Source organism: Methylobacterium sp. 190mf (assembly GCF_900107945.1).
Taxonomy (GTDB): Bacteria; Pseudomonadota; Alphaproteobacteria; order Rhizobiales; family Beijerinckiaceae; genus Methylobacterium.
This window is the reverse complement of sequence record NZ_FNVI01000039.1, coordinates 1-12725: the sequence shown is the minus strand read 5'-3', so window position 1 is coordinate 12725 and position 12725 is coordinate 1. Positions and strand designations below refer to the sequence as shown.

Genomic DNA, 12725 nt, shown 5'->3' with positions numbered 1-12725 from the left:
TCGAGAGCTGAGCCGTGGCGCGCGAATAGAACGACACAGGCACCTCCGCTCATCGCGACTGCGATAGAGCGATCGATCGACTGTTCTACTTCGGACAATCGCGCGACGACGGCGGCACGTCGCGGCTGTTCGAGATTCCGCGCGAGACGATGCGAACGGGCTCGGATCTCCGTGGCGGCGACCGCGGCACCGCCCGAGAAGCTGCGCCGTCGCGACGACCGGCGCGCGCGACCCGACCGAATCCGTGCCGATGCGGTATCCGTCGGTCGGCGCGGCCGGCAGATTCTGCCGCTCGGCCGATCCTGCCGGCCGAGAGCCCGGACCCGCCGCTGAGATCATTGGGAAAATTCTGGAACGACCCGTGCCTGACCACCGTGAGGGCGGTCGCGGAGGCGTACCATGTCGGTCAACACGGTTTCGGGCAGTTCACTCCAGCGGGATCTCGTCAGCGCCCTCAGGCAGGCGCGGGCGGCGAACGTTGCCCGCCTCGATGTCGGCACCGCCGCGACGGCGAACCAGGAGACCGGCAAGCAGGCGGCCGCGGACGACACCGCCCCGTCGACCGGGACGGCCTCGACGCCGACCCTGTCGAACGACCTGATGGCGTCGCTCCTCCAGCTGCAGTCGGACTTCAGCCAGATGGGGCTGCAGAACGGCGTCACGGCGCCCGCGGAAGCCGCGGCCATCGCCGACGACACGTCGACGACCGGCACCGCCACCGGTACGGCGCCCGGTCAGGCCGCGGGCGGTGCGTCCGCCGTCCATCACCATCGCGGCCATCACGGCCACCGGCCGGCGTCGGATGCCGAGCAGAGCGAGGGTGCGGCCCAGGCCGGCACCGCGACCGACGCGTCCGCGGCCTCATCCGCGGCCTCGTCCGCGAGCACGTCCACCAGCACGTCCACCAGCACGTCCGCCACCGCGACCGCCGATCCCGCGACGGCGACCGGCAGCGGCAGCGACCTGCAATCCTTCCTGCAGCAGGTGACCAAGGCGGTGACCGCCTACGCGGCCGGCGGACCGCTCGGCATCGCGGCCGCGCTGACCAGCACCACCAAGGCCTGACGATCCCGGGCCCGGCCCGCGGCTGGAGCGGCGTGGCCGCCTCTGGCATGATCGGGGCAACCGGAGAGCGCCATGGCCCTGACCGTCCCCGTGATCCTCGGCAGCGTTCGGAGCGACCGCATCGGCATCCGCGCCGCGCGCTTCCTGATCGCGCAGCTGGAGTCCCGCGGCCACGCCGCCCCCCTGGTCGATCCGGCCGAGCTGGCGCTCCCGCTCCTCGACCGGATGTACAAGGAATACCCGGCCGGGACGGCGCCGGAGCCCCTGCAGCGCTGCGCCGACCTCTTCCGCCGCGCCGACGCCTTCCTGGTCGTCACGGCGGAGTACAACCACGGTGTGCCGCCGGCACTGTCGAACACGCTCGATCACTTCCTCGAGGAGTATTTCTGGCGGCCCTCGGCCATCTGCTGCTACTCGGCCGGCCAGTTCGGCGGCGTCCGGGCCGCGATGCCGCTGCGGGCCATGCTCGCCGAGATGGGCATGTCCAGCATCCCCTCCCTTCTGCCGATCCCGCGACTCCAGAAGGTCATCGACGCGCAGGGCGTCCCCGCCGAGCCCTGGCTCGCGGCGGCGGCCGGCCGCTTCCTCGATGAGCTGGAGTGGCACGCCGAGGCCCTGCGGGAGCGGCGCCGGGGCGGCACGCCGTACTGACCCGCGGAGCGCCCTCCGGACGCCGCGGGCCCGGGTCGGACGGTGGCTCGAGCGGTGCGGCCCCCAGCATCGCCCCTGCCGGAGCGGAGGTATTCGGACGGCGAACCGGGCCTCCACGCGGGCGTTTCTGTGCGCTGAATCTGTCGAGACGGCGCATTCGATTCTGGAAATGCCCAAATACTCGGCACACGATTGTAGAACAACTGTGCCGGATCGGGCCCGCGAGACGTTGAACCCGCGGAGCGCTCATGTCGCGAGACAGTATTGCGCTGTTGCAAAAAGGTGGCTGCACACAGCCCCGAAGTATGAGAGCTTGGCCGTGTTCCCGAACCCGGACCGATTCCGATGAAGATCGACGAGAGGGCGCTCCTGCAGGAGCGCGTGCGGACGCTTGTCCTGCGCCACGCCCTGGAAGCCGTACTGGACCGCCTCGCGTCGGTGGCGCGCGAGGCCGGGAAAGATGCCGAGACGGAATTCCTGAGCCTGGAGCAGTCGCTCGTCTCGGCCGCGCGCGGTCTCGCCGATCGGGCCACCGCCCAGAAGCTGGCGGTGCTGGTCGCCGTCGAGGACGCGGGCACGACGATCCGGGCCGCGTTCGACAACGCCCATGACCGCCTCGAGGCGCTGCGGCCGGCCCATCTCACCCTCGTCGCACCGACGGCGGCCGTCGCCGCCTAGCTGCGCGCGGTCTCGGGCTGAGCCCGGAGCGCCCGGCGCGGAAGCGATGTCGGTGCGGCCGCGCCTCGGGCTGGGACGCACCGCCGCGGGATCGTCGAGGACAGCGGGGATCTGGAACGCAGGGACCGGAATCCGGGACCGAACGTCCCGCCGCGCAACCGATACAGGCGGCGTCTCCTGCCGCACCGCTCGAAGATCCGGTCCCCGACTCGCCGTGGCTCACCGGAGACGTCCGCGAGGCTCCGCTCCGGCGCGGCCGGGGCTGGCGGAAGCCCGGATCGGGCGGGCGCGTCCGCGACGCGCCCGCCAGCTCACTGCCAGCTCACTGCTTGGCGCGGTTGATGATCGCCCAGAGCGCGTGGGCGACGGGCTCGGTGACGGTGCGACGGTACTTGCGGTGAACCAGTTGCCCGTTGTGGTAGACGTCCTGCTCCACGTAGAGCCGCTCGCCGTCCCAGCGGACGATGTTGTCGGACTCGGTGGTCTCCTCGACGCCGAGATCGCCTCGGAGAATCGAGTTGCCTGTCTGGGTCAGCATACGCGCGTCCTCGTTCACGCAGTCGGTTCTACCCGGGAAGCGCCGCCGCGGCCCGTGCAGCGCGATCCCAGGCAGCCCCCGATGTGGGCAGCATAGGAGGGCATCGGCGGACTTGCCAGCGAGGTGATGGACGCAAGCGCCCGACCGTCACGTCGTCCCCGCCGGCCCCGCGATCCGGGCACGACCTTAACGTTACCCATGTGCGCTTCGGCACGTCCAGCTCGGCCGTAAGGTGCGATCCTTCACAGGCGCACCCAGTCTGTCCGCACGACGCGGGCGGGATCGGCGGCGCGACGGAGGCGTCCATGCTCGCTCGCCCGTTCCGCCTGCTCGCCCCGGCGCTCGCAGCCCTCGGACTCGTGGCCCTGCGCCTCGCGAGCCCGTTCATCGGGCCGGTGTCGCCCGCGCAACCGGGCGCGACCGACGACGCGGGCGTCGTCTTCCGGCACTATCTCTGACGCTCAACCCCGGCGGCTCAGCACGGGAGCGGCGGCCGGCATCGGGCAAGACGCGCCGGCCGCGGGCCCGAGGATGATGTCGCCCTGGCGCGGGTTGTTGACGGTGAACGGGGCCGTCTCCTGGAGACCGATGAAGCCGCGCCCGATCTGCGGCACGAACAGGTCGCCCCCGAACCGGACGAAGCAGCGGTCGAGCACCGCCTCGTAATCGAAGGTCCGCTGGGTGACCGGGGTCCCGCCCGCGCCCGGCGCACCGCAATAGGCAGTGATGTCGATCTGGCCCGGCCGCGCCAGCCGCACCGGGAGCGACTGGCCGGGCAGCAGCGTGGCGGGCGGGCCGCCGTCCTGACGGGCGACCAGAACGAGGTTCGACCGGTTGTAGACCCGGCGCAGGCAATCCGCCGACGCGCCGGAGACGACCGAGACCGACCCGACGATGCCGAGCACGAGGCCGGCCCATGCGCACGCTACACGCTTCGTCACCGCAATTCCTCCGCCGGCCGGGCGCTCGACCGGCCGAGGCCGTCGATGGTGCCGTCCCTGACTTGAACAGCGGCCAGCTTGGCCGCGCAAGACGAACGCGGCAAGACCCGCCGCGTTCACGCGCGCATCGTAAATTCCCGCGCCCGCCTCGGGATCAGCGGCGCTCGTAGAGGAGGCGGGCCCGGATCGTCCCCGGGATGGCGCGGATCTCGGTGAGCAGCGCCTCGGCATCCGCGTCGGTGGCGTCGGTCTCCAGCACCACGTAACCGACCTCGCCGTCGGTCTGGTAGAACTGCGCGGCGATGTTGACGTGGCCGCGGGAGAACACGTCGTTGAGCCGCCCGAGCATGCCGGGCAGGTTGCGCTGGACGTGGATGAACCGCGTCCCGGTCGGACGGGCCGGGAGCTGCACCTGCGGGAAGTTCACCGCGCCGACCGTCGAGCCGATATCGGAATAGTCCACGAGCTTGCGCGCCACCTCGGAGCCGATCCGCTCCTGCGCCTCCTCGGTGGAGCCGCCGATATGCGGGGTGAGGATCACGTTCTCGAGGCCCTGGAGCGGGCTCACGAACGCTTCGGCGTTCGAACCGGGCTCCACCGGGAAGACGTCGACGGCCGCGCCCTTGAGATGGCCGTCGCGCAGGGCCGCGGCCAGCGCCTCGAGATCGACCACGGTGCCCCGGGCGTTGTTGATCAGGAAGGCGCCGGGCTTCATCGCCCGGATCTCGGCGGCGCCGATCATGTTGGCGGTGGCGTCGGTCTCCGGCACGTGCAGCGAGACGACGTCGCTCTGCGCCAGCAGGGCGTGCAGCGTCTCGACCGGCTCGGTGTTGCCGTGGCGCAGCTTGTCGGTGTGGTCGTAGAACAGCACGCGCATGCCCATGGCCTCGGCCAGGGTCGAGAGCTGCGTGCCGATATTGCCGTAGCCGACGATGCCCAGCGTCTTGCCGCGCACCTCCAGCGAGCCCACCGCCGACTTGTCCCAGCGGCCCGCGTGGGCGCCCACCGAGCGCGGAACGATCCGGCGCAGCAGCATCACGATCTCGCCGATCGTCAGCTCCGCCACCGAGCGGGTGTTGGAGAAGGGCGCGTTGAAGACCGGGATGCCCCGGTGGCGCGCCGCGTCCAGGTCGACCTGATTGGTGCCGACCGAGAAGCAGCCCACGGCCAGGAGCCGGTCCGCCGCCTCGAAGGCGGCCGCGTCGAGCTGCGTGCGAGAGCGGATGCCCACCATGTGCACGCCCTGGAGCGCCTCGTGCAGGGCCTCCCGGTCCAGCGCCTTCGGCAGGAGGGTCAGGTTGGTGTAGCCGGCCGCCCGCATCAGCGCCACGGCGCTGTCGTTGATGCCCTCGAGCAGCAGGACGCGGATCTTGTCCTTCGGCAGAGAAAGCTTGTCGGGCGTCATGGGCGTCGATCGTCTGGCAGCAGGCCGGGCCGGGCGGTGCCGGCAGGCCCTGGAGTCGAGCGGCCTGGGATAAGAGGGCGCCGTGTGCGTTGCAACATGGCGCGGTGACGGACCGCCCCGCTTGACCGCAGCCCCGCCCACTGCCTGCCGCATGGCTCCCGCAAGGCTATCGCATGGCTCATCGGATGCCGGCCGGTCCGGGCGCGGCACCTCCGGCGCGGGCACCGCTCTGCCAAATATTCGGGCAGTTCAAACCGGCCTGAACTGACCTGATCGACGGAACTCGACCCCGGCTCGCGGCTTATTGGGCCCTGTACTGTAACGACCCGCCTGCCGCTCCGTCGGCCGGCGTCCTTCCTCACGGTCCCCGACGATGCATATCCGCACCGGCTTCTCGATCGCCTTCGACACGTTCGGCCCCACGCCGATGAACCTGCTCCTCAACGTGCGCCCGGAGCGGCGGGGCGACCTCCTGACGCCGGAGGTGATCGCCTTCGATCCGCCGGTCGCGGCGTCGCAGCACGTCGACGCCTTCGGCAATGTCTGCACGCGCATCGTCGCGCCGGGCGGCCGGATCACCATGGCGGCCGATTTCACGATCGCCGACAGCGGGCTGCCGGACGATCAGGTCCCCGGCGCCCGGCAGATCGCCGTCCAGGACCTGCCCGACGAGGTCGTGCCGTACCTGCTCGGCTCCCGCTACTGCGACACCGACAAGCTGTCGGGCATCGCGTGGTCCCTGTTCGGCGGCACGCCGGAGGGCTGGGCCCGCGTCCAGGCGATCGTCGACTTCGCCCATACCCGCCTGCGCTTCGACTACCAGCAGGCCGACGCGACCCGCACCGCCTTCGACGGCTACACGCAGGGCGTCGGCGTGTGTCGGGACTTCGCGCATCTGGCGATCACCCTGTGCCGGTGCATGAACATCCCGGCGCGCTACGCCACCGGCTACCTCGGCGATATCGGCGTGCCGAAGGACCCGGCGCCGATGGACTTCTCCGCGTGGTTCGAGGTCTTCCTGGAAGGGCCCGAGGGGCCGCGCTGGTACACGTTCGACGCCCGCCACAACAGGCCCCGCATCGGCCGCATCGTCATGGCCCGCGGCCGCGACGCCACCGACTGCGCCCTGACGACGAGCTTCGGTGCCGCCCATCTGGTCCGGTTCGACGTCCACACCGACGCGGTGGTCGAGCCGCCGGAGACCCTGGCCCGGGCCGCCTGAGGCGCGCGCCCGCCGCGTCACCCGGCCCCACCCGCTAGACCGCCTCGGCGGTCTCTCGGGCCGGCGCCGGGTTGTTCGCCAGGTGCAGGAACGTCTGGTCGAACTCCGCAACCTCCGTCAGCGCGTCCCAATCCTCAATGGTCAGGATGCCGCCGCTCAGCGTAACGAGCCCACGTCCACGCAGAGTGCGCAGGACCCGGTTCAGGTGGACGCTCGTCAGGCCGAGCGCGTCGGCGAGTTCGGACTGCTTGGGCACCAGGGGGCAGCTCAGGCCGCGCGCGAGCCCGACCGCCTTCTGCCGCAGGTACAGCTCGCAGAACAGGTGGGCCACGCGGCCCAGCGCCTGCCGCCGCCCGAGGCTGGTGATCCGCTCGCGGTAATGGGCGGCGTCGATGAGGCTGTCGCGCCAGAGGGTGCCGGCGAGCCCCGGATTGCGCAGGAGGACCGCGCGCAGGTCGTCGTGCGCGATCAGCGCCACGACGCAGGGCGTCAGGGTGGCGAGGTTGTGATCCATCCGGTGCAGGTGGAGGCTCTGCAGATCCGGCAGGTCGCCCGCGATGTAGAACGACAGGATCTGCCGCCCCCCCTCGGCGAGGGCGGCGTAGCGGTAGACCCAGCCCTGGAGGACGAGGCAGCTGTGGGTCGGTCGGTCGCCGAACCGGACGATGTCGTGGCGGGCCGGCAGGTTCCGGACCGTGTGCGGCAGATCGAGAAGCGCCGCGCGGTCGGAATCGGCGAGCCGCGCGATACTGTCGAGCTTGCGCGCCAGCATCTCCATCGGGGTGTTGTACCCGTTCGGCATCGGGGGCTCAGGCCCCGGATCGCGCGGAGCGCGCGGTGCCGCCGCGCCGACGGCGGGCAGCCCGAGAGTCGAGATCAGGACAACCCACGCTTCACCCCCTTACGCCCCGGATCGCCGACCGGCGCGGACCTCGGTCGAGCGGGGTTGCCCCCTCGGCCGTCGGAAGCGCGACCGCAAACGTTCGACGGCGGACAAGTTTGCCGGATCTGCGGCCGGCGGCAAGACCACCGATATCGCCCGGACCCCGCGGACCGTCCTCCGCCCCGCGAGCCTAAAACCCTAATCGGTTGAAGTCGCAAGGCCGATGCTGTATGGGACGCGCGTCCTCCCGGATCCGCCCTCGCGCGCTCGTCTTCTGGCGCGCCCGCCGGGCCGCCGGACGGACCGCCCTCGTCATCCGTATCGACGCGTCGGCAAACCGGGTCCCGCGGGACCGGTCGCCTCTCCCGAAAGACTCCGGGAAGGCCGCGGCGAACGGGGGCGCCTGCAACGCGAGCCGCCGACGCAACGGGCCTCCGCCGGGGGCCGTTCAGGAGACAGAATGACCGCAGGTACCGCTCTGGGGCGTGGCCCGAGCCGCGAGGATTTCGCAGCCCTCCTCGAGGAGAGCTTCCTCGAACACGAGATCACCGAAGGCTCCGTCGTCAAGGGTCGCGTCGTCGCGATCGAGAAGGACGTGGCCGTCATCGACATCGGCGCCAAGACGGAAGGCCGTGTCGCGCTCAAGGAATTCACCGGTCCCGGCCGCGAGGGCGAGCTGAAGGTCGGCGACGAGGTCGAGGTCTACGTCGACCGGATCGAGAACGCGCTCGGCGAGGCCGTCATCTCGCGCGACAAGGCGCGCCGCGAGGAGAGCTGGGTCAAGCTCGAGAAGTCGTTCGAGAACAACGACCGCGTCACCGGCACGATCTTCAACCAGGTCAAGGGCGGCTACACGGTCGACCTCGACGGCGCCGTGGCGTTCCTGCCGCGCTCGCAGGTCGACATCCGCCCGGTCCGCGACGTCACCCCGCTGCTGGGCACCCCGCAGCCGTTCCAGATCCTCAAGATGGATCGCCGCCGCGGCAACATCGTCGTGTCGCGCCGCACCGTCCTCGAGGAGAGCCGCGCCGAGCAGCGCTCCGAGCTGGTGGCCAACCTTGAGGAAGGTCAGGTCATCGACGGCGTCGTCAAGAACATCACCGAGTACGGCGCGTTCGTCGACCTCGGCGGGATCGACGGCCTGCTGCACGTCACCGACATGGCGTGGCGCCGCGTGAACCACCCGTCCGAGGTGGTCACGATCGGCCAGACCGTGAAGGTCAAGATCATCAAGATCAACCACGAGACGCACCGCATCTCGCTCGGCATCAAGCAGCTGCTCGCCGATCCGTGGGAGGGCATCGCCGCCCGCTACCCGGAGGGCGCCAAGCTCAAGGGCCGCGTGACCAACATCACCGATTACGGCGCCTTCGTGGAGCTGGAGCCGGGGATCGAGGGCCTGATCCACGTCTCCGAGATGAGCTGGACCAAGAAGAACGTCCATCCGGGCAAGATCGTCTCCACCTCCCAGGAGGTCGAGGTTCAGATCCTGGAGGTCGATCCGGTCAAGCGCCGCATCTCGCTGGGCCTCAAGCAGACCCTGCAGAACCCCTGGGAGGCCTTCGCCGAGAAGCACCCGGTCGGTTCCGAGGTCGAGGGCGAGGTCAAGAACAAGACCGAGTTCGGCCTGTTCATCGGCCTCGAGGGCGACGTCGACGGCATGGTCCACCTGTCGGATCTCGACTGGAACCGTCCCGGCGAGCAGGTCATCGAGGAGTTCAAGAAGGGCGACATGGTCCGCGCCCAGGTTCTCGACGTCGACGTCGAGAAGGAGCGGATCTCGCTGGGCGTGAAGCAGCTCGGCGGTGACCCCTTCGCCGAGGCCGGCGAGATCAAGAAGGGTCAGATCGTCACCTGTGAGGTGGTCGAGGTCAAGGATGCCGGCGTCGAGGTGAAGATCGTCGACACCGACATGCAGACCTTCATCCGCCGGGCCGAACTCGCCCGCGACCGCGGCGACCAGCGCCCCGAGCGCTTCGCCACCGGCGAGAAGTTCGACGCCCGCGTCGTCCAGTTCGACCGGAAGGCCCGCCGCGTGCAGGTCTCGATCAAGGCCCTCGAGGTCGCCGAGGAGAAGGAGGCCATGGCCCAGTTCGGCTCTGCCGATTCGGGTGCCTCCCTCGGCGACATCCTCGGCGCCGCCTTCAACAAGAAGCGCTCCGACGACGAGTGAGACACTGGCTCCGCCGCCCGGCCTGTCCGGGCGGCGGAGCCGACGGTTGAGACCCGCGCGGGACCCCGGTCCCGGGCGGGTTTTTCTTTGGGCGCCGGCAATCCAAGGTTGCCAGGAGCGCGCGGCCGGTCCGGTCGTGCCGCCCGACGCGACAGCGACGGGCGGCCCCGTCATTTTCTTCGCGCGCCCCGTATCCAGGCCCGCGGAAAATGCTCTAGAACACCGGCCTCGCTCGGCTCGGGCCGGGCGAGCCGAAGGAAACCAAGGACTTGCCCGGCGCGGGGGTACGCCTCCCGCACCCCGTCGAGGGGCCGGTCGGGGTGCTTTAGGGGAAGCGACAGCATGGCAGCCGATGCCGAACTGCTGATTGACCGGCGGCGCCTGCGCCGCAGGTTGTCCCTCTGGCGCGTGCTCGGCGTCGGCGGCCTCATCGTGGCGGTCGGGGCCCTCGGGTACCGGGTGCGGACGGGCGCGGACGGCGCCTTCGCGGTGCAGCCCCAGATCGCCCGCATCTCCGTCTCGGGCTTCATCGCCGGGAGCGAGGCCACCGCCAAGCTGATGAAGCGGGTCGGCGATTCGGACGCCGTGAAGGGCGTGATCGTCTCGATCAACTCGCCGGGCGGCACGACTACGGGCTCGGAGGAGATCTTCCGCAACCTCCGGACGCTCGCCGCCAAGAAGCCGATCGTGGCCTTCGTGGACGGCACCGCCGCGTCCGGCGCCTACATCACCGCGATCGCGGCCGATCACATCGTCGCGCGCGAGACCAGCCTGGTCGGCTCGATCGGCGTGCTGTTCCAGTACCCCGACTTCTCGGGTCTGCTGGACAAGGTCGGCGTCAAGGTCGAGTCGGTGAAGTCGTCGCCGCTCAAGGCCGAGCCCTCGGGCTTCACCCCGACCTCGCCGGAGGCGCGCGCCGCGCTGGCCTCCGTGGTGGGCGACACCTACGCGTGGTTCAAGGGCCTCGTCGCGGAGCGCCGCGGCATGGATCCGGCCCAGCTCAGCACCGTCTCGGACGGACGGGTGTTCAGCGGGCGCCAGAGCGTGCCGCTGAAGCTCGTCGACGAGCTCGGCGGCGAGCGGCAGGCGGTGGCGTGGCTGGAGAGCGCCCGCGGCGTCCAGACGAACCTGCCGATCAAGGACTGGAAGCCTGCCTCGGAGAGCCGGTTCTCCCTGTGGTCGGCCGCCGGGATCGGCGCCGACCTCCTCGGCCTGGAAGGCCTGGCGGCGCGGCTGCGATCCGTCGGCGCCGAGGCCGAGGCCGCCCGAGGCGGGATGCTCGCCCTCTGGCGCCCGGAACCCTGAACGACCGCCGCCGCGCAGCCCGCCCCGATCCCGCGAGAAGATCCCACGCCATGATCAAGTCGGAGCTCGTCCTCAAGATCGCCGAGCAGAACCCGCATCTCTACCAGCGCGACGTGGAGATCCTGGTCAACGCGATCCTCGACACCATTTCCGACGCGCTGGCCCGCGGCGACCGGGTCGAGCTGCGCGGCTTCGGCGCTTTCTCGGTCAAGCGCCGGGAGGCGCGCCGGGGACGCAACCCGCGCACGGGTGCCGCCGTTGCCGTGTCCGAGAAGGCGATCCCCGTGTTCAAGACCGGCAAGGAGATGCGCCAGCGCCTGAACGCCGCCGGGATCGGCGAGAATGCCTCGGCCGCCGAGTAGGAAGGACCTGTGAGCGCGATGATCCGTTTCCTGAAGAGCCTCGTGCTGCTGCCGATCGCCGCCCTGGTGATCCTCCTGGCGGTGGCCAATCGCGCGCCGGTGCGGCTCTCCTTCGATCCGTTCAACGTGGACGCGCCGGTCTTCAGCGTCGATCTCCCGCTCTACGCGATCCTGTTCGGCGCGGTGGCCCTGGGCATCGTGGTGGGCGGCATCTTCACGTGGCTCGGCCAGGGCAAGACCCGCGCGCGGGCGCGCTATCACCGCCGCGAGGCCGTCCGGCACGAGCGCGAGGCGACCCGCCTGCGGGCCTACGCGCCGGAGACCGAGACCTCGGGCGTCTACACGGTCCCGAATACCGGCCGGACGGCCCTGCCGGCCCCGCGCTGAGGCGGCCCCCTCAGCGCCGGCCGCGCGCGGCCGCCACGAAGGCCGCGATCTTCGCCGGATCCTTCACCCCGGGCGCCGTCTCGACACCCGACGAGACGTCGACGGCGCCGATCCCCGTGCGGGCGAGGGCGTCGGCCACGTTTCCGGCATCCAGTCCGCCCGACAGCATGGTCCCGGGCGGGAGCGCGGCGCCGCGCAGGATCTCCCAATCGAAGCGCCGGCCGTTGCCGCCCGGCAGGGCGGCGTCCGGCGGCGCCTTGGCGTCCAGCAGGATCCGGTCGGCGACCGCCGCGTAGGCCGGCAGGGCCGCGAGATCCGCCGACGTCGCGATGCCGAGCGCCTTCATCACCGGCCGCCCGGTCCGGGCACGGATCGCCGCGACGCGCTCCGGGCTCTCCCGGCCGTGGAGCTGGACGAGATCCGGATCCACCGCCTCGACGGACGCGGCGAGAAGCGCGTCGTCCGGATCGACGAGCAGGATGACCCGCTCGGCCCGGCCGCGGGCCAGAGCGGACAGCGCGGCGGCCCCCGCCAGCGCCACGTGCCGGGGACTGCGGGGGAAGTGCACGAGGCCGATCCAGTCCGCCCCGGCCTCCAGAGCGGCGGTCAGGGTCGCTTCGGTGCTGAGCCCGCAGATCTTCACGCGGGTCGGGGGCGGGGAGGAGGCCATCGGTCTCCTATAGCCGATCCCGCACCGACGAGCAGGCCCGCGGCGCGCCGAGCGGTCATACCGGTCGCGCCCGCACCGCCCACCCGGCAGTGCCGGCCGGCAGGGCCGCTCGCCTAGAGCGGTTTCGGTTTAATTGGGGTCGTATCCTGCCGCGACGAAGAAGTTTGCAGCCTCGTCGGGCGTGACGGCATCGACGAGCCGCCCGATTGTGGTCCAGAGCCCTTCGCGCGTGCGCTCGGCGGCCTTGCGCAGCCCCGCCTTCAACTTCGAGAACGCCATCTCGATCGGATTGAAGTCCGGCGAGTAGGGCGGGAGGAACAGGAGCCGCGCGCCCGCCGCCTCGATCGCCGCGCGCACGGCCGGGCCTTTGTGGCTGCCGAGATTGTCCATGATCACGATGTCCCCGGGTGCGAGTTCGGGCACCAGGACCTGATCGACGTAGACT

At 71.1% G+C, this 12725-nt stretch carries 15 protein-coding genes; 9 read left to right on the top strand and 6 right to left on the bottom strand.

Going from position 1 to position 12725, the window contains the following annotated elements; translation table 11 throughout:
* Positions 1 to 399: 399 nt before the first annotated feature.
* The 3 genes from C4T42_RS28770 (at position 400) to C4T42_RS28760 (ending at position 2394) form a co-directional block, all read left to right on the top strand.
* Positions 400 to 1065, top strand: coding sequence for a cell wall anchor protein (locus tag C4T42_RS28770; protein WP_103986338.1), 666 nt, complete (start codon positions 400 to 402; stop codon positions 1063 to 1065).
* A gap of 72 nt (positions 1066 to 1137) precedes the next feature.
* Positions 1138 to 1716: an NAD(P)H-dependent oxidoreductase gene (locus tag C4T42_RS28765; protein ID WP_103986337.1), complete on the top strand. Its 579-nt coding sequence runs from the start codon at positions 1138 to 1140 to the stop codon at positions 1714 to 1716.
* Positions 1717 to 2061: 345 nt separating this feature from the next.
* Positions 2062 to 2394: a hypothetical protein gene (locus tag C4T42_RS28760; protein WP_020092164.1), complete on the top strand. Its 333-nt coding sequence runs from the start codon at positions 2062 to 2064 to the stop codon at positions 2392 to 2394.
* Positions 2395 to 2716: 322 nt separating this feature from the next.
* Here C4T42_RS28760 and C4T42_RS28755 read toward each other — a convergent pair whose 3' ends face one another.
* Positions 2717 to 2932, bottom strand: a complete 216-nt coding sequence (locus tag C4T42_RS28755) for a hypothetical protein (RefSeq protein ID WP_020092165.1) — start codon at positions 2930 to 2932, stop codon at positions 2717 to 2719.
* 305 nt (positions 2933 to 3237) lie between these two features.
* Here C4T42_RS28755 and C4T42_RS32150 point away from each other — a divergent pair, with 305 nt between their 5' ends.
* Positions 3238 to 3390 carry a hypothetical protein gene (locus C4T42_RS32150; RefSeq protein WP_165923077.1) on the top strand — a complete coding sequence of 51 codons (153 nt, stop codon included), beginning with the start codon at positions 3238 to 3240 and terminating at the stop codon, positions 3388 to 3390.
* A 3-nt stretch (positions 3391 to 3393) separates the two neighbouring features.
* On the opposite strand, the gene C4T42_RS28750 is transcribed toward C4T42_RS32150, so the two are convergent.
* Complete coding sequence (locus tag C4T42_RS28750) at positions 3394 to 3873, bottom strand: hypothetical protein (protein ID WP_103986336.1); 480 nt, start codon at positions 3871 to 3873, stop codon at positions 3394 to 3396.
* 154 nt (positions 3874 to 4027) lie between these two features.
* A complete protein-coding gene (serA, locus tag C4T42_RS28745) occupies positions 4028 to 5278 on the bottom strand; it encodes a phosphoglycerate dehydrogenase (protein WP_103986335.1) in 1251 nt (416 codons plus the stop codon).
* Between the two features lie 373 nt (positions 5279 to 5651).
* On the opposite strand from serA, the gene C4T42_RS28740 reads away from it, so the two are divergent.
* On the top strand, positions 5652 to 6500 hold the full coding sequence (locus C4T42_RS28740; RefSeq protein ID WP_103986334.1) for a transglutaminase family protein: 849 nt from the start codon (positions 5652 to 5654) through the stop codon (positions 6498 to 6500).
* A 34-nt stretch (positions 6501 to 6534) separates the two neighbouring features.
* On the opposite strand, the gene C4T42_RS28735 is transcribed toward C4T42_RS28740, so the two are convergent.
* Positions 6535 to 7302, bottom strand: a complete 768-nt coding sequence (locus C4T42_RS28735; RefSeq protein WP_103986333.1) for a Crp/Fnr family transcriptional regulator — start codon at positions 7300 to 7302, stop codon at positions 6535 to 6537.
* 541 nt (positions 7303 to 7843) lie between these two features.
* Here C4T42_RS28735 and rpsA point away from each other — a divergent pair.
* From rpsA to C4T42_RS28715, 4 genes are all read left to right on the top strand, one after another.
* Positions 7844 to 9556, top strand: coding sequence for a 30S ribosomal protein S1 (gene rpsA, locus C4T42_RS28730; protein ID WP_010683172.1), 1713 nt, complete (start codon positions 7844 to 7846; stop codon positions 9554 to 9556).
* A 342-nt stretch (positions 9557 to 9898) separates the two neighbouring features.
* Positions 9899 to 10861: a signal peptide peptidase SppA gene (gene sppA, locus C4T42_RS28725; protein ID WP_103986332.1), complete on the top strand. Its 963-nt coding sequence runs from the start codon at positions 9899 to 9901 to the stop codon at positions 10859 to 10861.
* A gap of 50 nt (positions 10862 to 10911) precedes the next feature.
* Positions 10912 to 11223, top strand: coding sequence for an integration host factor subunit beta (locus tag C4T42_RS28720; RefSeq protein WP_012319412.1), 312 nt, complete (start codon positions 10912 to 10914; stop codon positions 11221 to 11223).
* 18 nt (positions 11224 to 11241) lie between these two features.
* Positions 11242 to 11610, top strand: a complete 369-nt coding sequence (locus C4T42_RS28715; RefSeq protein WP_026604778.1) for a LapA family protein — start codon at positions 11242 to 11244, stop codon at positions 11608 to 11610.
* A gap of 10 nt (positions 11611 to 11620) precedes the next feature.
* On the opposite strand, the gene C4T42_RS28710 is transcribed toward C4T42_RS28715, so the two are convergent.
* Entirely contained in the window at positions 11621 to 12280 is a 660-nt protein-coding gene (locus tag C4T42_RS28710) for a phosphoribosylanthranilate isomerase (RefSeq protein ID WP_020092173.1), read from the bottom strand.
* A 129-nt stretch (positions 12281 to 12409) separates the two neighbouring features.
* On the bottom strand, positions 12410 to 12725 hold a 316-nt coding region (locus C4T42_RS28705), incomplete at its 5' end, for a transposase (protein ID WP_146074060.1).